An 18217-nucleotide genomic window follows, 5' to 3' on the forward strand; every position below is an offset into this window, starting at 1 on the left:
GTGGAATCCTTTCAAAGCGTTCTCTATTACTTACGGCGTGAGACAAGCAGTGCTGCCCGCACCTTCAGGCCAACCCACAACAGCGCGCGCAGCGGGGCCTGCCACCAGTGAGGGTGGCGGTCAGACTGGAAACGATAGGCGGAGGCATGGTGCGCCGGCACCGTGACCCGCTGAAATTTGCTAGCAACATGGCCCTGGTCATGCACGATGACCGAGGAGGGGCAGTACACGTTTTCCCACCTGGCACGGCGCAAACGGTCGCCGAAGTCCACGTCCTCGAGGTACATAAAGTAGCGCTCGTCGAAACCGCCGATGGCATCGAAGGCGTCCCATCGCACGAGCAGGCACGCGCCCGAGAGCCACCCGGCACTGCGCTGTTGGTTCATGTGCTGCTCCGCCTTGTAGGAGGCAGAAAATGGGTTGGACGGCCATACCTCATATAGCAGGGCGTGCCCGATGCCGGTGATAATGCCAGGCACTTCGCGTGCGCTCGGGTACAGGTTGCCTTCGCAGTCTTCAATGCGCGGCCCGACCGCACCAGCCTCCGGCAGGGCGTCCATGCAAGCGCGTAGCGTGTCCACACTACCCGGGCGAAACACCACGTCCGGGTTGGAGATCAGGAAGTAATCCTGGTTGATCTCTCCGCGCTCTCGGCGAGGGCGCAATTCCCGAACTGCGGCATTGATCGCCGCGCCGTACCCGATGTTTCCGCCGGTCGGCAGCAACTCAACGTGTACGTGCTCACGCGCCGCAGCCTCCGGGGCTCCATCGGTAGAGCCGTTATCGACACAGACGAGCAGCGTCTGGTCGGCAGTGGCGTCGTCAAGCGAGGCGATGAGCTCCGCCAGGTGCTTTCCCGGCGAATAGGTTACTGCCACCACAGCGAGTGGAGCTGTCATAGCCACCTAGCCCTCCTATCGGTCCTATCGGTCAGCCTTGCGAGCACAATGCGGATCAGCTTACCCATCCAAAAGTGTGAGAGGCATCTTGAACTCACCTACCAAGCTGACTTTTCGCACCCTGTATACTTGCGCCCTGTGACTGACTCCTTGAGGCCTGCGCGCGACATCCAACCCGCCCCATCGCAGATGCGTGACATTTCTCAGATGGGCCACCCGGTTGTAAAGGGATCCCTGGCGGTGCTGTCGGCTGTTGCCTTGACGGTGTCCGCCGTCGGTTACTTCACAGTCGGTCGAGTGAGTAATCAACTCAGCGCATCCGAGCTACGGATTAACGCGGGTCGCGGGCAGAACGACAAGGAGCAATTCGACGGCGCGATGGACATCCTGCTGGTCGGCTCGGACTCCCGTACCGACGCCCAAGGCAACCCATTGAGCGAGGCGGAGTTGGCGCATCTCAACGCAGGCATCGCCGATGGGGAGATCAACACGGATACCATCATGATTATCCGTGTGCCCGACGACGGCTCGCGCGCCACGGCGGTTTCTATCCCGCGCGATACGTACGTGCACACCGATGACTACGGCAACTTAAAGATCAACGGTGTCTACGGTGCGCACGCTGCCGCCAAGCGCGAGGAACTCATCGCGGCAGGAAAGACGGAAGGCCCCGCCCTCGAGCAAGAGGTAGCCCGCGCAGGTCAGCTCGGGCTTATCGACGCCATCAATGACCTCACCGGCGTGGAAGTCGATCACTACGCGCAGGTGGGCCTCCTCGGCTTCGTGCTGCTGACGGACGCAGTTGGCGGGGTCGACGTCTGCCTCAACGCCGCAGTAGACGAACCGCTTTCGGGTGCGCACTTCCCTGCCGGGCAGCAAACGCTCGACGGCACCCAGGCGCTATCCTTTGTGCGCCAGCGCCACGACCTGCCACGCGGCGACCTTGACCGCATCGTGCGCCAGCAGGCGTATATGGCGTCACTTGTGCAGAAGGTGCTCTCTGCTGGCACGCTGACGAGCCCTGCGAAGCTGCGCGACTTGGCGAACGCCGCAGAGCGCTCGGTCACCCTGGACCAGAACCTCGACGTGATGCGGTTCGCCCAGCAGATGTCCGGCCTGGCAGGTGGCAACGTCACCTTCACGACCATCCCGGTGACCTCTGTCAACGGCGTCGGTGACTACGGCGAATCCATCGTGACTGTGGACATCAACGAGGTCCACAGCTTCATGGACGCCGCGATCAAGGAAAACGAACAGGTCCCCGAGGACGGGCAGCCAGAGCAGGCACCGGAGCAGGCCGAAGACTTTGCCGGTACACAAGTTTTCGTCCTCAACGCGGGTTCCGTACCTGGGCAGGCCCGCTCGACCGGCGAGTGGCTCGCTGACGCTGGCATCACCGTCTCCGACGTGTCGAACGCGATGGACGGCGTGTACTGGGAATCTCAGGTCGTCGCTGCCGACCCTGAAGACCCACGCGCGAAGAAGCTCGCAGAGATGCTCGGCGGCGTGCCGGTCACGGCGAACAACGCCCTCGAACCTGACAGCATCATCGTGGCTGTCGCGGACGACTATAACGGGCCGGCGAAAGTCGACCCGGAAGATGCCGAGCAGCACGTTCCCGTCGGCACACCTGGTGACGACATCAGTGGCATGAGCCTCGGCCCCGAAATCGACGCTGGCGGCCAAGGCCCCCGCTGCGTGAACTAGCCCACCCACCTATGCTTGGCTGCCATGAGTATGCTGGCACGCTTATTGCAGGATGACCCCGCGACGCCCCGCCTGACCGTCTATGACGAGTCCCAAGGCAGCCGCATGGAGTTTTCCGCGCTGACCCTTGACAACTGGCTGAGCAAAGTAGGCAACCTCCTGGATGAGGAGTTCGACCTCGAGGATGACGCCACCATCGTGATCGACCTGCCCGTGTCTTGGCAGGCCGCGGTGATCGCGCTCGGCGCGTACAACATTGGGCGGCGCCCGGTGTTCGCCGATACGCCTGAGGCCGTCGACGATGTGCCGCTCGTGTTCACCGTGGCGGAGCGCGTCGATACGTGGTCAGACGCGGAAGAGTGCGTCGTCGTATCCCGTGACCCGTTCGGGCGTGGCGTCGTCGAATCTGGCGGCACCCTTCCTGTCGGGACAGTCGACTTCAGCCCGACGGTACGAAGCTACGGCGACCAGTACTTTGGGCAGACCGCCGACATCTGCCAGTGGGCGCAGAGAGGCGAGCCACCCGCCTCCCCCGAACGGGTGCTCATTTTTGGGTGGAACAGCGCCGAGACATTCGAGCAGCACGTGCTTGCTCCACTGGCGGCGGACGGCTCCGTCGTCGTAGTGACAGATGAGACGGAAACGCCTGGTGAAGAACGTGTTGCCGCCATTGCCCGCACCGAGCACGTCAACCACATACAACCGGGCACCTAACTCCGCTACCGCCCCCGTTCGTAGGTAATTGTGCAGATCTCGGCGCGTCCGCATCTCGTTTTTGCACTAGATTGAAGTCACCGAATTCACACGAGTCACACATGACCCAACGAAAGGCGCATGAATGAAACTCCGTACTACTGGTGCAACCCTCTGTGCAATCGCGCTCGCGGGAGCAGCGCTGACCGGTTGTTCTTCCGATAGCGAGCCAGCGGACACCAACAAAGACTCCGGCACCACTGCTTCCGAAGCCGGCGAAGGACGCGGCCCAATCACCTTCGCGATGGGCCGCAACGATACGGACAAGCTCACGCCAATCATCGAGAAGTGGAACGAAGCCCACCCCGATGAGAAGGTCACCCTCTCCGAGCTTGCTGGCGAGGCCGACGACCAGCGCGACACCCTCGTGCAGTCCCTCCAAGCTGGCAACGCTGACTACGATGTGATGGCCCTCGACGTTGTGTGGACGGCCGACTTCGCTGCGAACCAGTGGCTCGAGCCGCTCGAGGGCGAGTACGCCGTCGATACCTCTGGCCTGCTGCAGTCCACGGTCGACTCCGCAACCTACGGCGGTAAGCTCTACGCCCTGCCGCAGAACACCAACGGTCAGCTGTTGTTCCGCAACGTCGACAAGGTGCCGAGCGCGCCTGACACCTTCGACGACGTCATCGCTGCGTGTAAGGAGGTGGAAGGCGACTGCCTGACCACCCAGCTCAAGCAGTACGAAGGCTTGACGGTGAATACGCTCGGCTTCATCAACGGCTGGGGCGGCAGCGTCCTCGACGACGCCGGTGCGCCAACCGTCGAATCCGACGCCGCAAAGGCCGGCCTGCAGGCGCTCGTTGACGCATACAACGATGGCGTCATCGCCAAGAGCTCCACAGCCGCGACCGAGGAAGAGACCAACCTCGCGTTCACCGAGGGCAAGACCGCCCTGGCGATCAACTGGCCGTACATGTACACCAACGCCCAGGAGGCCGGTGTGAACTTCGAGGTCCAGCCGCTGGTCGGCAAGGATGGTGTGGGCGTATCCACCCTGGGTGGCTACAACAACGGCATCAACGTGAACTCCAAGCACAAGCAGACCGCGAAGGACTTCATCGAGTTCATCATCAACGAGGAGAACCAGCTCTCGTTTGCTGAAGCATCCTTCCCACCAGTGCTCGCCTCGATTTACGATGACGCTGAGCTGGTAGCAAAGCACCCGTACCTGCCAGCACTGAAGGTGTCGCTGGAGAACGCACAGCCACGCCCGGTTTCCCCGTTCTACCCAGCAATCTCGAAGGCTATCCAGGACAACGCTTACGCAGCGCTGACCGCGGGCAAGAGCGTCGATGACGCCACCGCCGACATGGCTGCTGCTATCAAGCAGGCCTCCTAATACGATCGAATACGATAACTTCGTATGAGCATAACGCCCGCCCGGACTGTGTTCGGGCGGGCGTTATAGTTCGCACATCTCCATCTTCCCGTCTACTTGCAAAGGCCCACGATGAGAACACCCCCATCAAAGCCTCGCGATACCGCGAAAGCGGCAGCGCTCGTCGCTCCCGCATTGCTGGTATTGGCAGTGGTGATTGGCTACCCGATCGTCCGCGCAATTTGGCTTTCATTCCAGTCCAACCGACACCTTGACGCCGCAACTGGTGTCTTCATCGACGGTGGCTTCGCTGGCGTCGATAACTACTTGTATTGGCTGTCAAACCGTTGCATGACCCCGTCGGGTGTCGTGGGTGCTTGCCCTCCTGGTGTGCTCGCGACGGACTTCTGGCCAGCGGTCTCAGTGACGCTCTTCTTCACCGTGGTCACCGTCGCACTAGAGACCGTACTCGGCATCGGGATGGCCATCATCATGAACCGCCCGTCGCGTGCCCGCGGGCTCATCCGCGCGGCTGTGCTCATCCCCTGGGCGATCCCGACCGCGGTAACGGCGAAGCTGTGGCAGTTCATGTTCGCGCCAAGCGGCATCGTCAACTCGCTGCTGGGCGCAAACATCGCGTGGACGACCGACCCGTGGGCTGCGCGCTTCGCGGTGATCATCGCCGACGTATGGAAAACCACGCCGTTTATGGCGCTGCTGATCCTCGCCGGCCTGCAGATGATTCCGAAAGACGTCTACGAGGCCGCGCGCGTCGACGGCGCCTCAGCATGGCAGACGTTCACCAGCATCACCCTGCCGCTAGTGCGCCCGGCGCTCATGGTGGCGGTGCTCTTCCGCACACTGGACGCGCTGCGCATGTACGACCTGCCCGTCATCATGATTTCGGGCTCCTCGAACTCACCAACGGCGACGATCTCTCAGCTCGTAGTCGAGGACATGCGCCAGGGCAACTTCAATTCGGCCTCTGCGCTGTCCACGCTGATCTTCTTGCTTATCTTCGCGGTGGCGTTCGTCATGGTGAGGTTCCTGGGCGCAAACGTGGGCGGCGCAGACGAACGCCGTGAAGCCCGGCGCGCGAAACGGAAGAACACAAAGGCGGAACAGTCAAAGGAGGTGGCCACACGATGAAGCGGCTCGGCCACTACGCAGGCATCATCTTCATTATGTTCTGGGGGCTCGCCCCGTTTTATTGGATGCTGATTACCGCGCTGCGGGACAAGCGGTTCACCTTCGATACCACCCCGTGGCCTACACATGTCACCCTTGAAAACTACCGCGACGCGCTGGCAACAGATGCAGGTAACGATTTCCTCGGGGCGATTCTCAACTCGCTGATCATCTCGCTGGCGACGACGGCGCTCGCAGTCGCCGTCGGTGTGTTTACCGCCTATGCGCTGGCTCGCCTGGACTTCCGTGGCAAGGGGATTATCACGGGCATCATCTTGGCGGCGTCGATGTTTCCTGGCATCGCGCTTGTTACTCCCCTGTTCCAGCTGTTCGGCGACCTGGGGTGGATTGGCACGTATCGCGCGATGATCATCCCGAACATCTCCTTCGCCCTGCCGCTGACGATCTACACGCTGGTCTCCTTCTTCCAGCAGCTGCCCTGGGAGCTGGAGGAGGCAGCACGTGTCGACGGCGCCTCCCGCGGCCAGGCGTTCCGCCTCATCCTGCTGCCGCTGGCTGCGCCGGCCATTTTCACGACGGCGATCTTGGCATTCATCACCACGTGGAATGAGTTCATGCTGGCACGCCAGCTGTCTTCGACCGCGACTGAGCCGGTGACCGTCGCCATTGCTCGTTTCTCCGGGCCGAGCGCCTTCGAGTATCCGTACGCAGCGATTATGGCGGCTGGTTCGCTCGTGACCATTCCGCTGATCATCATGGTGCTGGTATTCCAACGCCGCATCGTGTCGGGCCTCACAGCTGGCGGAGTGAAGGGGTAACTTAACTTTTTCTTATCTCTCGATTAAACTGTATTCACTTTATTACTTTCCATCCCTAGAAAGAGCGGCAATGCACAACACCACGCTCCGAATCGCGACAGCAGCTGCAATCGCTTCCTCCTTGGCGGCAGGTGGCGTCAGTGCCACGGCACACGCCGAAACCACTGCGACGGTGGCTACCAACACTGGTGACAATGGCGCCGAGGTGACCGTCAACGTCACCGCGAACGCCACACCAAAGAGCGGCTTCACTCAAGATGAGGCGAACGCGCTTGAGGTCGCCGGTGTGGTGGTGGGGATCTTGGCAGTACTCGGGGCTCTGATGGCCGGGTGGCTATACTTCGCTGCGCCGCACATGGGCCTGAACTTCGGCCCCCGCCTCTAACGAGTGCAACGTCCTTCGCAGCGCCAGGACCTGCTCTGGCAAACAATCATTGGGTTCGTAGGGTTCTTCACCCTGCTCGCCTTCGTGCAGGCCGCCATCAACATCACAAGGCCCGAGCCGTCAATCTGGCCGGGCCTTGTGCTTGCCGCCTTCGTCGCGGCGCTGTGGAGGCTGATTCGCCGGTGGCGCCGGTGGCGCGCAGGCGAAGACTAAGTCACTCCTTGCCGAGCAGACGCTCACGCAGCGCGGCGTCCTTACGCTCAACTTCGGCCGCCATGTCGGCCTGGTACTTCACCATTTTCTCCACTAGTTCCGGATCCCCGGCACCGAGCATCCGAACAGCAAGCAGGCCCGCGTTCTTCGCGCCACCAATAGACACGGTCGCGACCGGAACACCGCCCGGCATCTGCACGATGGAAAGCAGCGAGTCCAGCCCGTCAAGGTCCTTCAATGCGCGAGGGATACCGATGACTGGCAGTGGCGTTGCCGCGGCGACCATCCCCGGCAGGTGGGCTGCCCCACCGGCGCACGCGATGATGGCCTGGATGCCGCGTTCATGTGCCTGCTTCGCATAGGCAAGCATCTTCTCAGGGGTGCGGTGCGCGGAGACCACCCCAACCTCAAACGGCACCGAGAATTCAGCAAGCACCTCTGCGGCAGGTGCAACCGTGTCCCAATCCGAATCCGAGCCCATAATGAGCCCAACGCGTGCGTTCATAGGTAAATCTCCTCCTGTTAGTACCAGTTCGCGTGAACGATGAAGTGCGCTGCATGCTGAGCGATCGCCAAGGTAGACATCGCGTCGTAGCCGGTGACGTTCACATGCCCCATCTTGCGCCCGGGGCGCCAGCCCTTGCCGTACAGGTGCACTTTGGCTTCTGGGTAGCGGCGCATCACCTCGATGACGCGTCGCTCCATCGGCATCTGCGGGTCGTCCTCCGCGCCGAGGGTATTGACCATCACCGTGACTGGCTCGAGCGTGTCCACCGAGCCAAGCGGCCAGTTCAGTACCGCGCGCAGGTGCTGCTCAAACTGGGAGGTCACGCACCCGTCTTGTGTCCAGTGCCCGGTGTTGTGCGGGCGCATCGCCAGCTCATTCACCAAGACTTTTGACGCCCCGTCCTCCCCGATGCACTCGAAAAGTTCGACGGCAAGCACACCAGTGACATCGAGCTTGGTCGCGATCTTGGTGGCTAGATCACGGCACTGCTTCGCCACGGTAGCCGGCAGTTCTGGCGCCGGCGCGATCGCGATATGGCACACCCCGTCAGCCTGGCGCGACTCCGCAACTGGCCACGCCTTGACCTCGCCGTCGCGGTTGCGTGCCACCATCGCGGAAAGCTCGCGGGCAAACTGCACCTTTTCTTCCGCGTACAGTACAACCCCCTTCTCGAGCAGGTCTGTGACGAGCTGCTCGCACTCCTGCAGGGTCTCGGGGAACCAGACGCCGTGCCCGTCGTAGCCACCACGCGTTGCCTTGACACACACCTGGCCGTCAACAAGCTTCCAGAACTCGCGTGCATCTTCCACCGAGTCGAACTTCGCGAACGGCGGCACCGGCGCCCCCAGTTCCTTGAGCTTCCGGCGTTGCTCTAGCTTGTCCTGGGCGTAAATCAGCGCCTGGGGCCGCGGCTCTACGTTGTAGCCCTCGTCCAGCAGGCGCTGCAGGAATTCGTTCGGGACGTGTTCATGGTCGAACGTGATCGCCGACGCGTCCTGGATCGTTGCGTGAAGGTCGTCGAAGTTGGTGTAGTCGCCGAGCTGGACGTCGCCAAACACCTGGGCAGCGGAGGCGTCCGGGGCCCCTGCAAGCACCCGGGGCTGCAGTCCGAGCTCGATGGCTTCGGTGTGCATCATTCTGGCAAGCTGACCATCACCGATGATGGCGACTCTGGGCATTCCTTGAGCGTCTCTCACAACGAACTACCTTAGCCTTAAGGGCGCTACGATGTGGGCATGACTGAAACGAATCCTGCCATTGTTCGCCACACCATCTTCCAGAACTCGTTGATGACCGCGCTTCTCGACGGCATCTACGAAGGCGAACTGACCATCGGAGACATCCTCGGCAAGGGAAACTTCGGCCTTGGCACCTTCGACGGGCTCGACGGCGAGATGATCATTCTCGACGGCGTGTGCTACCAGCTCACCAGCGACGGCAAGGCTCGCGTCGCCACCCTCGACCAGCGCACGCCGTTTACCGTCGTGACGAACTTTGTGCCACGCATCCGCGTCGACGCCCCGAAAGGGATGCGCCGCGCCGAACTTGCCGAGTTCATCGACGCGCTCGAGCCGAGCCACAACTTCTTCTACGCCGTCAAAATCACCGGCACCTTCGACGAGGTGGTCACCCGCACCGTCACCAAGCAGGAGAAGCCCTACCGCCCCATGACGGAAGCCATCGGCGACGACGCCGAGCACCACTTCACCGACGTCCACGGCATCATCGGAGGCTTCCGCACGCCCGCCTACGCCAAAGGCATCGGGGTGCCGGGCTGCCACGTCCACTTCATTGACGACGCCCGCACCGTCGGCGGCCACGTGCTCGACTACACCATCAACGACGCCGTCATCGAGCTGTGCCCCGCCACCGACATGGACCTGCACCTGCCGATCACAGCAGACTTCCAGGCGGGTAGCCTCAGCCCCAGCGACCTGGACAGTCAGCTACACACGACGGAAATTAAGGAGTAATCAGCGACGGCGCAAGCTCTCGTCCAGCGCACGCTCCACCGCGCGCGTTTTCCCGACCTGCGGGAAGAACACCGGCTGGTCGAACCCCCACAAGGCGATGGACAGCCCGCCGCGCTGGCGTCGAAAAGAATGAATCTGACGCAGCGGAATGGAATCGACCGCACCGCGCGACGAGCGAGCGAGGATACGGCGGTCGGTGAGCAGGAAGCGCTGGCGGCGGAGTCGAACCACCGGCAGTACAAAGCGCCACGCGGACAAAAGCGCCCACACCACAACCACGACGTTGCGTGCCTGGGCGTCTACGAACGGGGTGACATCCATCCAGCCGACGGCGATCCAGGCGATCCCGGTAATCACGATGAGCTCGAGCAACGGGAAAACGAGGCTCCTCAAAGGCGGGTTCGTGTCGGCGAGGACGGTCTCGCCCTCTGCCAGCTGAAACTTCACCCGCGACTGTTGCACGGCACAGATCCTACTGTTTCGGCCGGAGGTGGTGCACATCTCCGACGGTGTAGGCCGTGCCGTCTATGATCACTTCGCCCTCATCGTTGACACCATCGACGGTGCCGACCACCTCGCCGTTGTGCAGCTCAAGGCGCACTTGCTGGCCGATCGTGCTGCACACCCTGCGGTAGTCGGCGAGCAGCTGCGGGTCGCGCTGCTGCCACTGCACGAAACGCCGCCCCATCGCGCACAGCACCTGCGTGGTGAAGTCCACGAAGTCGACGTCGATTCCCTCAAGGTTCAGCGCTGTGACGGTAGGAATGGGCAACTGTTCGCGTTCAAAGTTGAGGTTGATGCCGATGCCGACCACCACGCGGCCATCCGCAAGCCCGGAGAGTATCCCCGCGAGCTTCTTGCCCCCGATCTGAATATCGTTCGGCCACTTGAGCCGAGCTTGTGGCACGACGTCGGTCACTGCGACCCCGGGGGCGATCGACAAAAGCCCGAACGGTGGCGGGCTGTCATCGACGGGCACCACCATGCTCATTGCCAGCTGCGCACCCTTGGGGCTCACCCATTTGCGCCCAAGCCGCCCACGCGATGCAGTTTGCTCGCCCGCGATGAGCACGGTGCCGGGCTCACCTTCTTTAAGGAGGTCGTCGTTCGTCGACCCAGTGGTTTCGACCCATCGCACCACCGGCCAGTACTTTTCGACGCCCCGCTGGAGCCTGCTCAGTTCCTCAGCATTCATGTTGCCCCAATCTAGCGCTACTGTTGGACGCATGACCATTCAACGTTTTCTTCGCAAGGCACTCATCCCGACGTTCGGGGTGGCCGGCATCCTGCACTTCATCAAACCGGAACCTTTCGACTCAATCGTTCCCGATGCCCTCCCCGGTGAGGCCCGGACGTACACCTACGCATCCGGCGTCGCAGAGCTTGCGGCCGCGATCCTGCTGGCGGCGCCGAAGCTTGGTCCGGCATCACATGCGGGGCACCAGAAACGTGCGCCGAAGCTGCGCAAACTTGGTGGTGCATTCGCAGCAGCGCTTTTGCTGGCCGTGTGGCCTGCAAACTTCGAGATGGCACGACAGTGGCGCAAGAAGCCGTGGCAGAAGCAAGTGATCAGCATCGGCCGCCTGCCACTGCAGTTGCCTCTGATCTCGGCTGCGTGGAGCATATTCAAGGATCCGAGCATACGCTAAGCGCGTTGCGCGTGCCGTGCTGGCGCGCTTGGCGCACTGGCGTGGTGGTGCCTGAAACATGAGGGCGCCGCCGCGCGATTTATAATGTGGTTTTCTTTCCGTGCTAGTTAGACTGAGGCGATATGGGCGATAAATCTTCTTCCAAACCTGACATGTCGACGACAGCGGGCCGCATCCAAGATCTGCGCAACCGGCTCGATGAAGCCCGCGCGCCGCTTGGCCAGGATGCGATCGACGCGGTCCACGAAGCGGGAGACCTGACCGCGCGGGAGCGCGTCGAGCGTTTGCTGGACGCGGGCTCCTTCGTGGAGGTCGACGCGCTGGCGCGCCACCGCGTCGAGGCGTACAAGATGGACCGCACTAAGCCGTCGACGGACGGTGTCGTGGCGGGTTACGGCCTAATCGACGGGCGCCGTGTGTGCGTGTTCTCCCAGGACTCGAGCATTTTCGACGGCGGTATCGGCGAGGTGTACGCCGAGAAGATCCTCAAAGTCTACGAGCTGGCCGCAAAGACTGGTGTGCCGGTGATCGGGTTCTACGACTCGCTCGGCCCGCGCTGGCAGGAGGGCGTCGTCACGGCTCACATGCAGGCGAAGATCTTGCGAGCCGCGACGCAGGCCTCTGGTCTGGTGCCACAGATCGCCGTGGTTGCCGGTGAGGTTGCCACGCTCGCTGCCACAACCGTTCCTCTGGCCGACATGTGCATCATGGTCGATGGCGCGAGCCTGCACCTGGCCGCGACCGACGTCGCGTCCAAGGTCGCTGGTAGCGAGGTGACCGCGGAGCAGCTCGGCGGCGCGGACGTCCACTCGGCGACCACTGGTGTTGCCAGCATCCGCGTCAGCACCGATGAGCAGGCTGTCGACGAGGTGCGTAAGCTGGTGAGCTACCTGCCGCTGAACAACCGCGCGGCCTCTCCCGTGGCGGACGCTGCCGAGGGCGCGGACGCTAGCGCGCTCGATTCCCTCGTTCCGGACGAGGATGCCCAGACGTACGACATCACTACCGTCATCGAGACGATCACTGACGGCGACTTTTACGAGCTCGGCGGCGCCCACGCCGACAACGTTGTCACCGGGTTTGCACACATTGATGGTCGAGCGCTCGGCATCGTGGCAACGCAGCCAAGCGTGCTTGCCGGCTGCCTGAGCGCCGACGCTGCCCGGAAGGCCGCGCGCTTCATCCGCACCTGCGACGCCTTCAACCTGCCACTGCTGCACATCGTGGACTGCCCCGGCTTCGTCCCGACCGTCGAGGAGGAGCAGGCAGGCGCCCTGTCCGCGGCCTCCACCCTGGCGTACGCCTTCGCTGAGGCCCAGGTGGGCACCATGACTGTGATCACGCGCAAGGCACTCGGCACCGCCTACTCGGTGCTCGGCTCGAAGGGACTGGGCGCCGACTTGGTCTTTGCGTGGCCGACCGCGCAGATCGCGCTGGCTGACGCCCCGACGGCTGCTGAGGCGTTGGGCGTCGATACGCAGGCGTACGAGGAAGAAAACCTCAACCCCTACGTCGCTACCGAGCGCGGCCTTGTCGACGCCGTCATCGCACCAAGCGACACCCGCGCCCAACTCGTGGAGGGCCTGCGCCTGCTGGAGCGCAAGGTTATGTACCCGCCGCAGAAGAAGCACGGCAACCTGCCGCTGTAACAACGAAAGGAACGGTATGTCTTCCCTCCCCTTCGACGTTGTGAAAGGCAACCCCTCCCCCGAGGAGGTCGAGGCGCTGCGCCTCGTGCTGGAGCAACTGCAGCAAAAGGCACAGGCGGCGAAGCGCGGGCAGCGCAACCTCTGGGGCACCACGCCGTCGCCGGTGCATACGCCGACGCTGTTCAACCCGCTCGCGTTCTCCCCTTCGACGTACTCCTAAGCCATGCGGATTGTTCTCGCTTCGCAGTCGCCGTCGCGCCGAATGCTGCTCGAACAGGGTGGCGTAGAGCCGGTACTTCGACCCGCCAACATCGACGAGGATGCGGTCATCGCCTCGCTAGTCGACGCCCCGCCAGCCCACACCGTGGCGGCCCTCGCCCGCGCGAAGGCCGAAACCGTCGCCGGTGAGTACCCGGACGACGTCGTGGTCGGCTGCGATTCCATGCTGCTTCTGGACGGCCAGCTACTGGGCAAACCACACACCGTCGAGGCCACGATCGAGCGCTGGCGTGCGCAACGCGGCAAGACCGCTGAGCTGCTCACCGGCCACGCTGTGACCTACAACGGCGAGTGGGTCACGGACACCGTGCGCACCACCATCCGCTTCGGCGAGGCGAGCGACGCGGACATCGAGGCCTACGCCAACTCGGGCCAGCCCCTGCAGTGCGCGGGCGCGTTCACGCTGGAGGCGCTCGGTTCCTGGTTTATCGATTCCATCGACGGCGACCCAACCAGCGTCATTGGCCTGTCTATGCCGCTGCTGCGTCGCTGCCTCTATCGCTTCGGGCTGGACGCATCAGCGTTCTGGGTATCTTAGTCGGCGAACTTCGCCTCGACGCGCTTGATTGCCTCTTGCGCAACGAGCTCTTGGATGCCCATGTCGAGCTCGGAGGTGAAGCCGACGCAGGAGCAGTTGATCTCGCCGAGCACGTAGGTGTCCTCGCCGTTCTCGCCGTCGGCCAGCATGAAGTCCGCGGTCCAGATGAGCGGGATGTTGTCGCCGCCAAGGTTCTCGGCGATGACCGGGCGTGCTTCAGCGAACATGTCGATGAGCTCCTGCCACGCCTCTGGCTTGTCGTAGGTGTACGTTGCGCCGGAGAACAGGGTTGCGGAGAAGTTGTCGCCACCCTCTGCTGGCTTCTTGTGCACAACGAACACTGGGTGCGGGCCGACCAGGAGGATACGGATTTCGCCCTCGACGATGCGAGGCATGAAGCGCATGTCGACCAACATGCCGTTGTCGCCGACAATGTACTGGTTGCAGAAGGTCATGAACTCGCCGAGCTCACGGGTCTCTGTGTGGTTGTCGACGGCCTCGGTGCAGCGGATTTTGGTATCCAACGGCAGCGCGGTGCCCGGCTCGACGGAGGCAGCGAGGTCCTCATCCGCGATGCGGACGCGCCAGATACCTTCACCGGTGGAACCACGGTTTTGCTTGAGCACACGCTCACCGTAGGACAGGGACGTCGGGAAGGTCTCGTGGAAAATATCGACGTCGTAGTAGGCGGCGGTGTCGGACGGGACGAGGTCGGTGTCCTTCAGCTTCACCAACGCATCCTTCGCGCCGTAGGCCATCATCTCACCCGGCGTCGACATGCCGACCAAGCCTGCAACCGAAAGGCTGGTGAGCAAGTCAAAGTAGCCCTTCTCGCCGCCGGGGATGTTGCCTGGGTTGACACGCGAGATGTAACCGTCAAAGTTCTCGGAAACGTAGGTGAAGATCGCGTCTTTCCACTCGGGGCGGTAGAAGACGACTTCGGCGTGCCATCCCATTGCCTTGATCGCGTTGACGATCGGCATGGTGTCTTTCCGGTGTCCGTCAAAATATTTATCCGAGCCGCCCTCGACCTCGAATACGACGATTGCCTTATGCATGGGGCACCTTTCTTGTCATTGTTCCACCGTATTGGCGGAAACTGGTGTCGAAATGTTTCAATTTTTCACTTTATTGTCTGGAGTGAATTTTTCCGCACCCGCCTGGGCAAAGGTGCCGAATTTCACACAGCGATTGACCCCCTTGGATACACCCTGTACACAGGAGTGACGCCCCACACAACAGGTCCGTTTTTGCGGGCTTTCCCGGCTCTCTATTTCCTTGACATGTAGGGTGAGGGGTATTAAAGAACTTCGCTCTGTGTTTTTAGCCAGTGTTATTGGAGGTTAGCCCACCGTGGGTATTGAACTCGATGATCATTCGCAGTTTGCAGACTACGCGCACCCTGAACGATTCGTCTCTGCAGCATGGTTGTCTGCGCGCCTCGGCATGCCGGGGTTGCGGGTGATTGAAAGCGATGAGGACGCCTTCCTCTACGACATCGGCCATATCCCAAGCGCGGTGCGCATCGACTGGCACAATGACCTCAACGATCCTGTGCAGCGCGACTTCATCGACGGTGAAGCTTTCGCGGAACTCATGAGCGCCCGTGGCATCTCCCGCGACGACACCGTAGTTATTTACGGCGACCGCTCCAACTGGTGGGCCGCCTACACGGCGTGGGTCTTTGAGCTTTTCGGCCACCCGGATGTCCGCATCCTCGACGGTGGTCGCGATGCCTGGATGGGCGAGGAACGCGACACCTCGTTCGCGGTGCCCGAGTACCCTCGCACCGAGTACCCGGTGGTGGAGCGCCAGGACGCGCCACTGCGCACGTTCGCATCACAGCTGCTAGCAGAAACGCCCGCCCAGCTTATCGACGTCCGCACGCCCGAGCACTACACAGGAACAGAAGAGGCGGCACAGGATGGTGGCGTCGGCACCCTGCGCCACGGACATATCCCGGGAGCTATCAATATTCCTTGGGGCAACTCCGTGTTCCCGAACGCGCGCCTGAAGGGCAAGGACGACATTGCGCAGGTCTACAAGGATCTCGACCCTGTTGTACCGACTGTGGTCTACTGTCAGCTCGGCGAAAGCGCGGCCCACACCTGGTTCGTACTGAAGCATGTGCTCGGCTTCGAGCAGGCTTCGCTCTACGACGGTTCATGGGCGGAGTGGGGAAACATGGTGCGTGTGCCGGTAGAGCGCGAAGGACACTAGGCCTGAACAGGTTGACTGCCTGTCGCACCGGACTTCCAGGTGCATATCAGGCAGGTGGCAGTGACGTAGTCGCCATCGGTGTCGCTGCCATCGATGCACTTGATGACGCGCCCTTCCTAGGAAATAATGAGAATAACCTCGTCGATGCATTAATCAAGCAAATAACCAGGAGCTGGGACTCCGAGAGCAGGTGACACAAATGGAAAAGCACCGTACCCCTAATCAAGAGATTTACGTCCCAAAGACCAACGTTCCTCCAAACGCGGGCCAAATCGCCGCGGCCAAGCTCATCATGAAGCGCCACCGCGAGGGCAAGGGGCGCGTGGAGATCACACCGAAGATCCGTTACCTCGCGAACTACGGGGACTAATTCTGAGCCTCTCCTACTACTCTCCGACCCATTGTCAGTCTGGTTGCCAAAAATCGCTTTCCCGTGGCTGCACCCAGCAGCTACGCGTAGAATCGCGGCCACGCGCACTGAACAAATTTGGCGTGAAGGTAGTTCGCTACTACGGAAAAGATGACCTACGAATCGACGAAATTGCAAAGCCCGAAATTCATCCGGCACAGCACGCAGGCCGGGTAGAAGTTTTTAGCCCTGCCCTGCGGCCCCCTACTTCTCCGCAGGCTGGTGGGCCAGCATGAATTCGACGACCGCATGGATCGCCGAATGGTCATCGCCGCCGTAGATGTACGCGCGACCGAGCAGGTCGTGGAACTCGGACTCGATCTCGCCGCTTGCTTCCGCGTCGTGCGGGACGACCAGCACAGTATCTTCGGGGAGTAGGACGTTGGCTGCCAGGATCGCGGTGCGCTTGTTGCCGTCCTCGAAGGGCTGCGCCTTAGCTAGACGAACAAATAGCAACGCTGCTCGCGCAAGCATTGAGTCGGGCGCAATGGGCTCAGTCTCGTCTTCCTCTACGAGTGCCCGCAGCTTTTCCATCGTGAGCGCCGGAGGCATGTGATCGCCGTCGGCGGTACGCACGCCGATACGCTGCTCTTCCCGGCGCAATTGCCCCGGGTGAAGCGCTGCAGAGCGTGTCATCGCGGCGTTGAGTTCACACACAAGCTCGGCGGTCACCGACTGCCGGTAGTGTTTCGCTCGCCGTGCGATTCGTGCAGCATCCTGTAAGTCTTGGAGCAGCTGCAAGTCAGCCCGCGAGGCGATTCCGGCAGTGCTGCCATTCGCCAAGAACTCCTCAGTCGCAAGCCGTCCGGTACGGAGGTTGTCGAAAACCTTTCCCGCCGAATAGATAACTGAGACAAACGCGTCCGTCCGTAGCATGCCTCGAAGTGTAGCGCTTAGGGCACATCGACGAGATCGCCTCTACTTCTCCCCCGCCCATCACAGCGAGGCAGCAGATTCCCTTGCCGAGCTCTGCCTCATCAAGCCTGGCAACATCGGCGGCAGCACTCTAGAAGCCAGGCAGGCCAAGGAGGAGTACAAGGAAGGCTGCAGCTGGGTCATCGCCGACTGGAATACCGACGTCATCGCGACCCCGGAAACCGTCACCAGCTACTTTGTGCAGCTGGACATCTACGCCACGATCCGCACAGCAGCGCTTGGCCAACCGGTGTCCCGCCTCGAACTCATCTTCGCGGGCGTGGAGGTGCCACTAGGTGTGGTGCACGACCGTAGGTGAAGAACGGCGAAGCAACGTGGCACCCTTCCACCACGACCAATACAATTTCGCCACCCTAACTATTTTCCTGCCGAAAAGCTTGGTTGTCGATAAGCACAAGCTGCTAACCTGGCGCCATGAAAATCAACGACATGCTTGCACCCGCGCCTCTGCACTTGCCCGAGGACCCTGCACACGGGAAAGACCTCCTGGCGCGCGACACCGCGCTGGCGCACCCCGACTCCCCCGCAGTGTGGGCTGCACGCGCCGAGCAGGAGCTCGACGGCGGCGACGTCCTTGTCGCCTACGCGTACGCGCGCACCGGCTACCACCGCTCGCTCGACCGGCTGCGCGCCAACGGCTGGAAGGGCTGGGGCCCGGTACCGGCCTCGCACGAAGCGAACGTGCCGGTGCTCAAGGCCATCGCGATGCTCGCCCTGGCGTCCAAGGCAATTGGCGACGACGCCGAGTACGACCGCTGCCGCCAAATGCTCTCCGACGCCGACCCCGACAGCGTCGCTACGCTGCTCTAAC

23 protein-coding genes are annotated in these 18217 nt (G+C 62.3%); 16 read left to right on the forward strand and 7 right to left on the reverse strand.

From position 1 onward, the window contains the following. Positions 1-26 precede the first annotated feature (26 nt). Positions 27-899, reverse strand: a complete 873-nt coding sequence (locus BJP07_RS09810) for a glycosyltransferase family 2 protein (protein ID WP_071567289.1) — start codon at positions 897-899, stop codon at positions 27-29. A 138-nt stretch (positions 900-1037) separates the two neighbouring features. Between BJP07_RS09810 and BJP07_RS09815 the strand changes: the two genes are divergently transcribed. From BJP07_RS09815 to BJP07_RS09845, 7 genes are all read left to right on the forward strand, one after another. Beyond that, the gene (locus BJP07_RS09815; protein ID WP_071567442.1) at positions 1038-2606 is read left to right on the forward strand and encodes an LCP family protein; all 1569 of its coding nucleotides are present in this window, start codon (positions 1038-1040) and stop codon (positions 2604-2606) included. Positions 2607-2630: 24 nt separating this feature from the next. Then, on the forward strand, positions 2631-3320 hold the full coding sequence (locus tag BJP07_RS09820; protein WP_071567290.1) for a TIGR03089 family protein: 690 nt from the start codon (positions 2631-2633) through the stop codon (positions 3318-3320). 124 nt (positions 3321-3444) lie between these two features. Beyond that, on the forward strand, positions 3445-4701 hold the full coding sequence (locus BJP07_RS09825) for an ABC transporter substrate-binding protein (RefSeq protein WP_071567291.1): 1257 nt from the start codon (positions 3445-3447) through the stop codon (positions 4699-4701). A gap of 111 nt (positions 4702-4812) precedes the next feature. Beyond that, a complete protein-coding gene (locus BJP07_RS09830) occupies positions 4813-5829 on the forward strand; it encodes a carbohydrate ABC transporter permease (protein WP_071567292.1) in 1017 nt (338 codons plus the stop codon). After that, positions 5826-6647, forward strand: coding sequence for a carbohydrate ABC transporter permease (locus BJP07_RS09835; RefSeq protein WP_071567293.1), 822 nt, complete (start codon positions 5826-5828; stop codon positions 6645-6647). The genes BJP07_RS09830 and BJP07_RS09835 overlap by 4 nt, the downstream gene beginning before the upstream one ends. A 70-nt stretch (positions 6648-6717) precedes the next feature. After that, entirely contained in the window at positions 6718-7032 is a 315-nt protein-coding gene (locus BJP07_RS09840; protein ID WP_071567294.1) for a hypothetical protein, read from the forward strand. A gap of 3 nt (positions 7033-7035) precedes the next feature. Further along, positions 7036-7245 (forward strand): hypothetical protein, encoded by a 210-nt coding sequence (locus BJP07_RS09845; protein WP_071567295.1) that lies wholly within the window; start codon positions 7036-7038, stop codon positions 7243-7245. A 1-nt stretch (position 7246) separates the two neighbouring features. Here BJP07_RS09845 and purE read toward each other — a convergent pair whose 3' ends face one another. Next, positions 7247-7750 (reverse strand): 5-(carboxyamino)imidazole ribonucleotide mutase, encoded by a 504-nt coding sequence (gene purE, locus BJP07_RS09850; protein WP_071567296.1) that lies wholly within the window; start codon positions 7748-7750, stop codon positions 7247-7249. A gap of 17 nt (positions 7751-7767) precedes the next feature. Beyond that, entirely contained in the window at positions 7768-8931 is a 1164-nt protein-coding gene (locus BJP07_RS09855) for a 5-(carboxyamino)imidazole ribonucleotide synthase (protein WP_071567297.1), read from the reverse strand. A gap of 57 nt (positions 8932-8988) precedes the next feature. Between BJP07_RS09855 and budA the strand changes: the two genes are divergently transcribed. Next, positions 8989-9726 (forward strand): acetolactate decarboxylase, encoded by a 738-nt coding sequence (gene budA, locus BJP07_RS09860; RefSeq protein WP_071567298.1) that lies wholly within the window; start codon positions 8989-8991, stop codon positions 9724-9726. On the opposite strand, the gene BJP07_RS09865 is transcribed toward budA, so the two are convergent. Both BJP07_RS09865 and BJP07_RS09870 read right to left on the reverse strand, forming a co-directional pair. Next, on the reverse strand, positions 9727-10188 hold the full coding sequence (locus BJP07_RS09865) for a hypothetical protein (RefSeq protein ID WP_255365978.1): 462 nt from the start codon (positions 10186-10188) through the stop codon (positions 9727-9729). Between the two features lie 10 nt (positions 10189-10198). Then, positions 10199-10921 (reverse strand): biotin--[acetyl-CoA-carboxylase] ligase, encoded by a 723-nt coding sequence (locus BJP07_RS09870; RefSeq protein ID WP_071567443.1) that lies wholly within the window; start codon positions 10919-10921, stop codon positions 10199-10201. A 31-nt stretch (positions 10922-10952) separates the two neighbouring features. Between BJP07_RS09870 and BJP07_RS09875 the strand changes: the two genes are divergently transcribed. The 4 genes from BJP07_RS09875 to BJP07_RS09890 all read left to right on the forward strand — a co-directional run bounded on the left by BJP07_RS09875 (position 10953) and on the right by BJP07_RS09890 (position 13841). Beyond that, positions 10953-11375, forward strand: coding sequence for a hypothetical protein (locus BJP07_RS09875; RefSeq protein ID WP_071567300.1), 423 nt, complete (start codon positions 10953-10955; stop codon positions 11373-11375). Between the two features lie 122 nt (positions 11376-11497). After that, on the forward strand, positions 11498-13024 hold the full coding sequence (locus BJP07_RS09880; protein WP_071567301.1) for an acyl-CoA carboxylase subunit beta: 1527 nt from the start codon (positions 11498-11500) through the stop codon (positions 13022-13024). Between the two features lie 16 nt (positions 13025-13040). Beyond that, complete coding sequence (locus tag BJP07_RS09885) at positions 13041-13244, forward strand: acyl-CoA carboxylase subunit epsilon (protein ID WP_071567302.1); 204 nt, start codon at positions 13041-13043, stop codon at positions 13242-13244. Positions 13245-13247: 3 nt separating this feature from the next. After that, positions 13248-13841, forward strand: a complete 594-nt coding sequence (locus tag BJP07_RS09890) for a nucleoside triphosphate pyrophosphatase (protein ID WP_071567303.1) — start codon at positions 13248-13250, stop codon at positions 13839-13841. Here BJP07_RS09890 and BJP07_RS09895 read toward each other — a convergent pair. After that, entirely contained in the window at positions 13838-14899 is a 1062-nt protein-coding gene (locus BJP07_RS09895) for a Cj0069 family protein (protein ID WP_071567304.1), read from the reverse strand. The two genes, BJP07_RS09890 and BJP07_RS09895, sit on opposite strands and share 4 nt — an antisense overlap. Before the next feature lie 295 nt (positions 14900-15194). Between BJP07_RS09895 and BJP07_RS09900 the strand changes: the two genes are divergently transcribed. Both BJP07_RS09900 and BJP07_RS11265 read left to right on the forward strand, forming a co-directional pair. Continuing rightward, a complete protein-coding gene (locus BJP07_RS09900) occupies positions 15195-16061 on the forward strand; it encodes a sulfurtransferase (protein WP_071567305.1) in 867 nt (288 codons plus the stop codon). Positions 16062-16260: 199 nt separating this feature from the next. Further along, a complete protein-coding gene (locus BJP07_RS11265) occupies positions 16261-16431 on the forward strand; it encodes a hypothetical protein (RefSeq protein ID WP_177222556.1) in 171 nt (56 codons plus the stop codon). A gap of 243 nt (positions 16432-16674) precedes the next feature. Here the strand turns inward: BJP07_RS11265 and BJP07_RS09905 are convergent, their stop codons facing one another. Continuing rightward, positions 16675-17346 (reverse strand): Fic family protein, encoded by a 672-nt coding sequence (locus BJP07_RS09905; RefSeq protein ID WP_071567306.1) that lies wholly within the window; start codon positions 17344-17346, stop codon positions 16675-16677. Here BJP07_RS09905 and BJP07_RS09910 point away from each other — a divergent pair. Then, positions 17345-17704 (forward strand): hypothetical protein, encoded by a 360-nt coding sequence (locus BJP07_RS09910; protein WP_071567307.1) that lies wholly within the window; start codon positions 17345-17347, stop codon positions 17702-17704. The genes BJP07_RS09905 and BJP07_RS09910 overlap by 2 nt on opposite strands. Positions 17705-17820: 116 nt before the next feature. Beyond that, positions 17821-18216: a DUF3151 domain-containing protein gene (locus BJP07_RS09915; RefSeq protein ID WP_071567308.1), complete on the forward strand. Its 396-nt coding sequence runs from the start codon at positions 17821-17823 to the stop codon at positions 18214-18216. Position 18217: the final 1 nt, after the last annotated feature.

It is taken from the genome of Corynebacterium sp. NML130628 (genome assembly GCF_001875665.1).
Taxonomy (GTDB): domain Bacteria; phylum Actinomycetota; class Actinomycetes; order Mycobacteriales; family Mycobacteriaceae; genus Corynebacterium.

Coding starts and splice junctions, on each gene's coding strand:
- BJP07_RS09810 (WP_071567289.1), bottom strand. CDS start 899: ATGACAGCTCCACTCGCTGTGGTGGCAGTAACCTATTCGCCGGGAAAG.
- budA (WP_071567298.1), top strand. CDS start 8,989: ATGACTGAAACGAATCCTGCCATTGTTCGCCACACCATCTTCCAGAAC.
- BJP07_RS09895 (WP_071567304.1), bottom strand. CDS start 14,899: ATGCATAAGGCAATCGTCGTATTCGAGGTCGAGGGCGGCTCGGATAAA.
- BJP07_RS09830 (WP_071567292.1), top strand. CDS start 4,813: ATGAGAACACCCCCATCAAAGCCTCGCGATACCGCGAAAGCGGCAGCG.
- BJP07_RS09875 (WP_071567300.1), top strand. CDS start 10,953: ATGACCATTCAACGTTTTCTTCGCAAGGCACTCATCCCGACGTTCGGG.
- BJP07_RS09880 (WP_071567301.1), top strand. CDS start 11,498: ATGGGCGATAAATCTTCTTCCAAACCTGACATGTCGACGACAGCGGGC.
- BJP07_RS09820 (WP_071567290.1), top strand. CDS start 2,631: ATGAGTATGCTGGCACGCTTATTGCAGGATGACCCCGCGACGCCCCGC.
- BJP07_RS09855 (WP_071567297.1), bottom strand. CDS start 8,931: ATGCCCAGAGTCGCCATCATCGGTGATGGTCAGCTTGCCAGAATGATG.
- purE (WP_071567296.1), bottom strand. CDS start 7,750: ATGAACGCACGCGTTGGGCTCATTATGGGCTCGGATTCGGATTGGGAC.
- BJP07_RS09840 (WP_071567294.1), top strand. CDS start 6,718: ATGCACAACACCACGCTCCGAATCGCGACAGCAGCTGCAATCGCTTCC.
- BJP07_RS09885 (WP_071567302.1), top strand. CDS start 13,041: ATGTCTTCCCTCCCCTTCGACGTTGTGAAAGGCAACCCCTCCCCCGAG.
- BJP07_RS09910 (WP_071567307.1), top strand. CDS start 17,345: ATGCCTCGAAGTGTAGCGCTTAGGGCACATCGACGAGATCGCCTCTAC.
- BJP07_RS11265 (WP_177222556.1), top strand. CDS start 16,261: ATGGAAAAGCACCGTACCCCTAATCAAGAGATTTACGTCCCAAAGACC.
- BJP07_RS09890 (WP_071567303.1), top strand. CDS start 13,248: ATGCGGATTGTTCTCGCTTCGCAGTCGCCGTCGCGCCGAATGCTGCTC.
- BJP07_RS09825 (WP_071567291.1), top strand. CDS start 3,445: ATGAAACTCCGTACTACTGGTGCAACCCTCTGTGCAATCGCGCTCGCG.
- BJP07_RS09915 (WP_071567308.1), top strand. CDS start 17,821: ATGAAAATCAACGACATGCTTGCACCCGCGCCTCTGCACTTGCCCGAG.
- BJP07_RS09870 (WP_071567443.1), bottom strand. CDS start 10,921: ATGAATGCTGAGGAACTGAGCAGGCTCCAGCGGGGCGTCGAAAAGTAC.
- BJP07_RS09835 (WP_071567293.1), top strand. CDS start 5,826: ATGAAGCGGCTCGGCCACTACGCAGGCATCATCTTCATTATGTTCTGG.
- BJP07_RS09905 (WP_071567306.1), bottom strand. CDS start 17,346: ATGCTACGGACGGACGCGTTTGTCTCAGTTATCTATTCGGCGGGAAAG.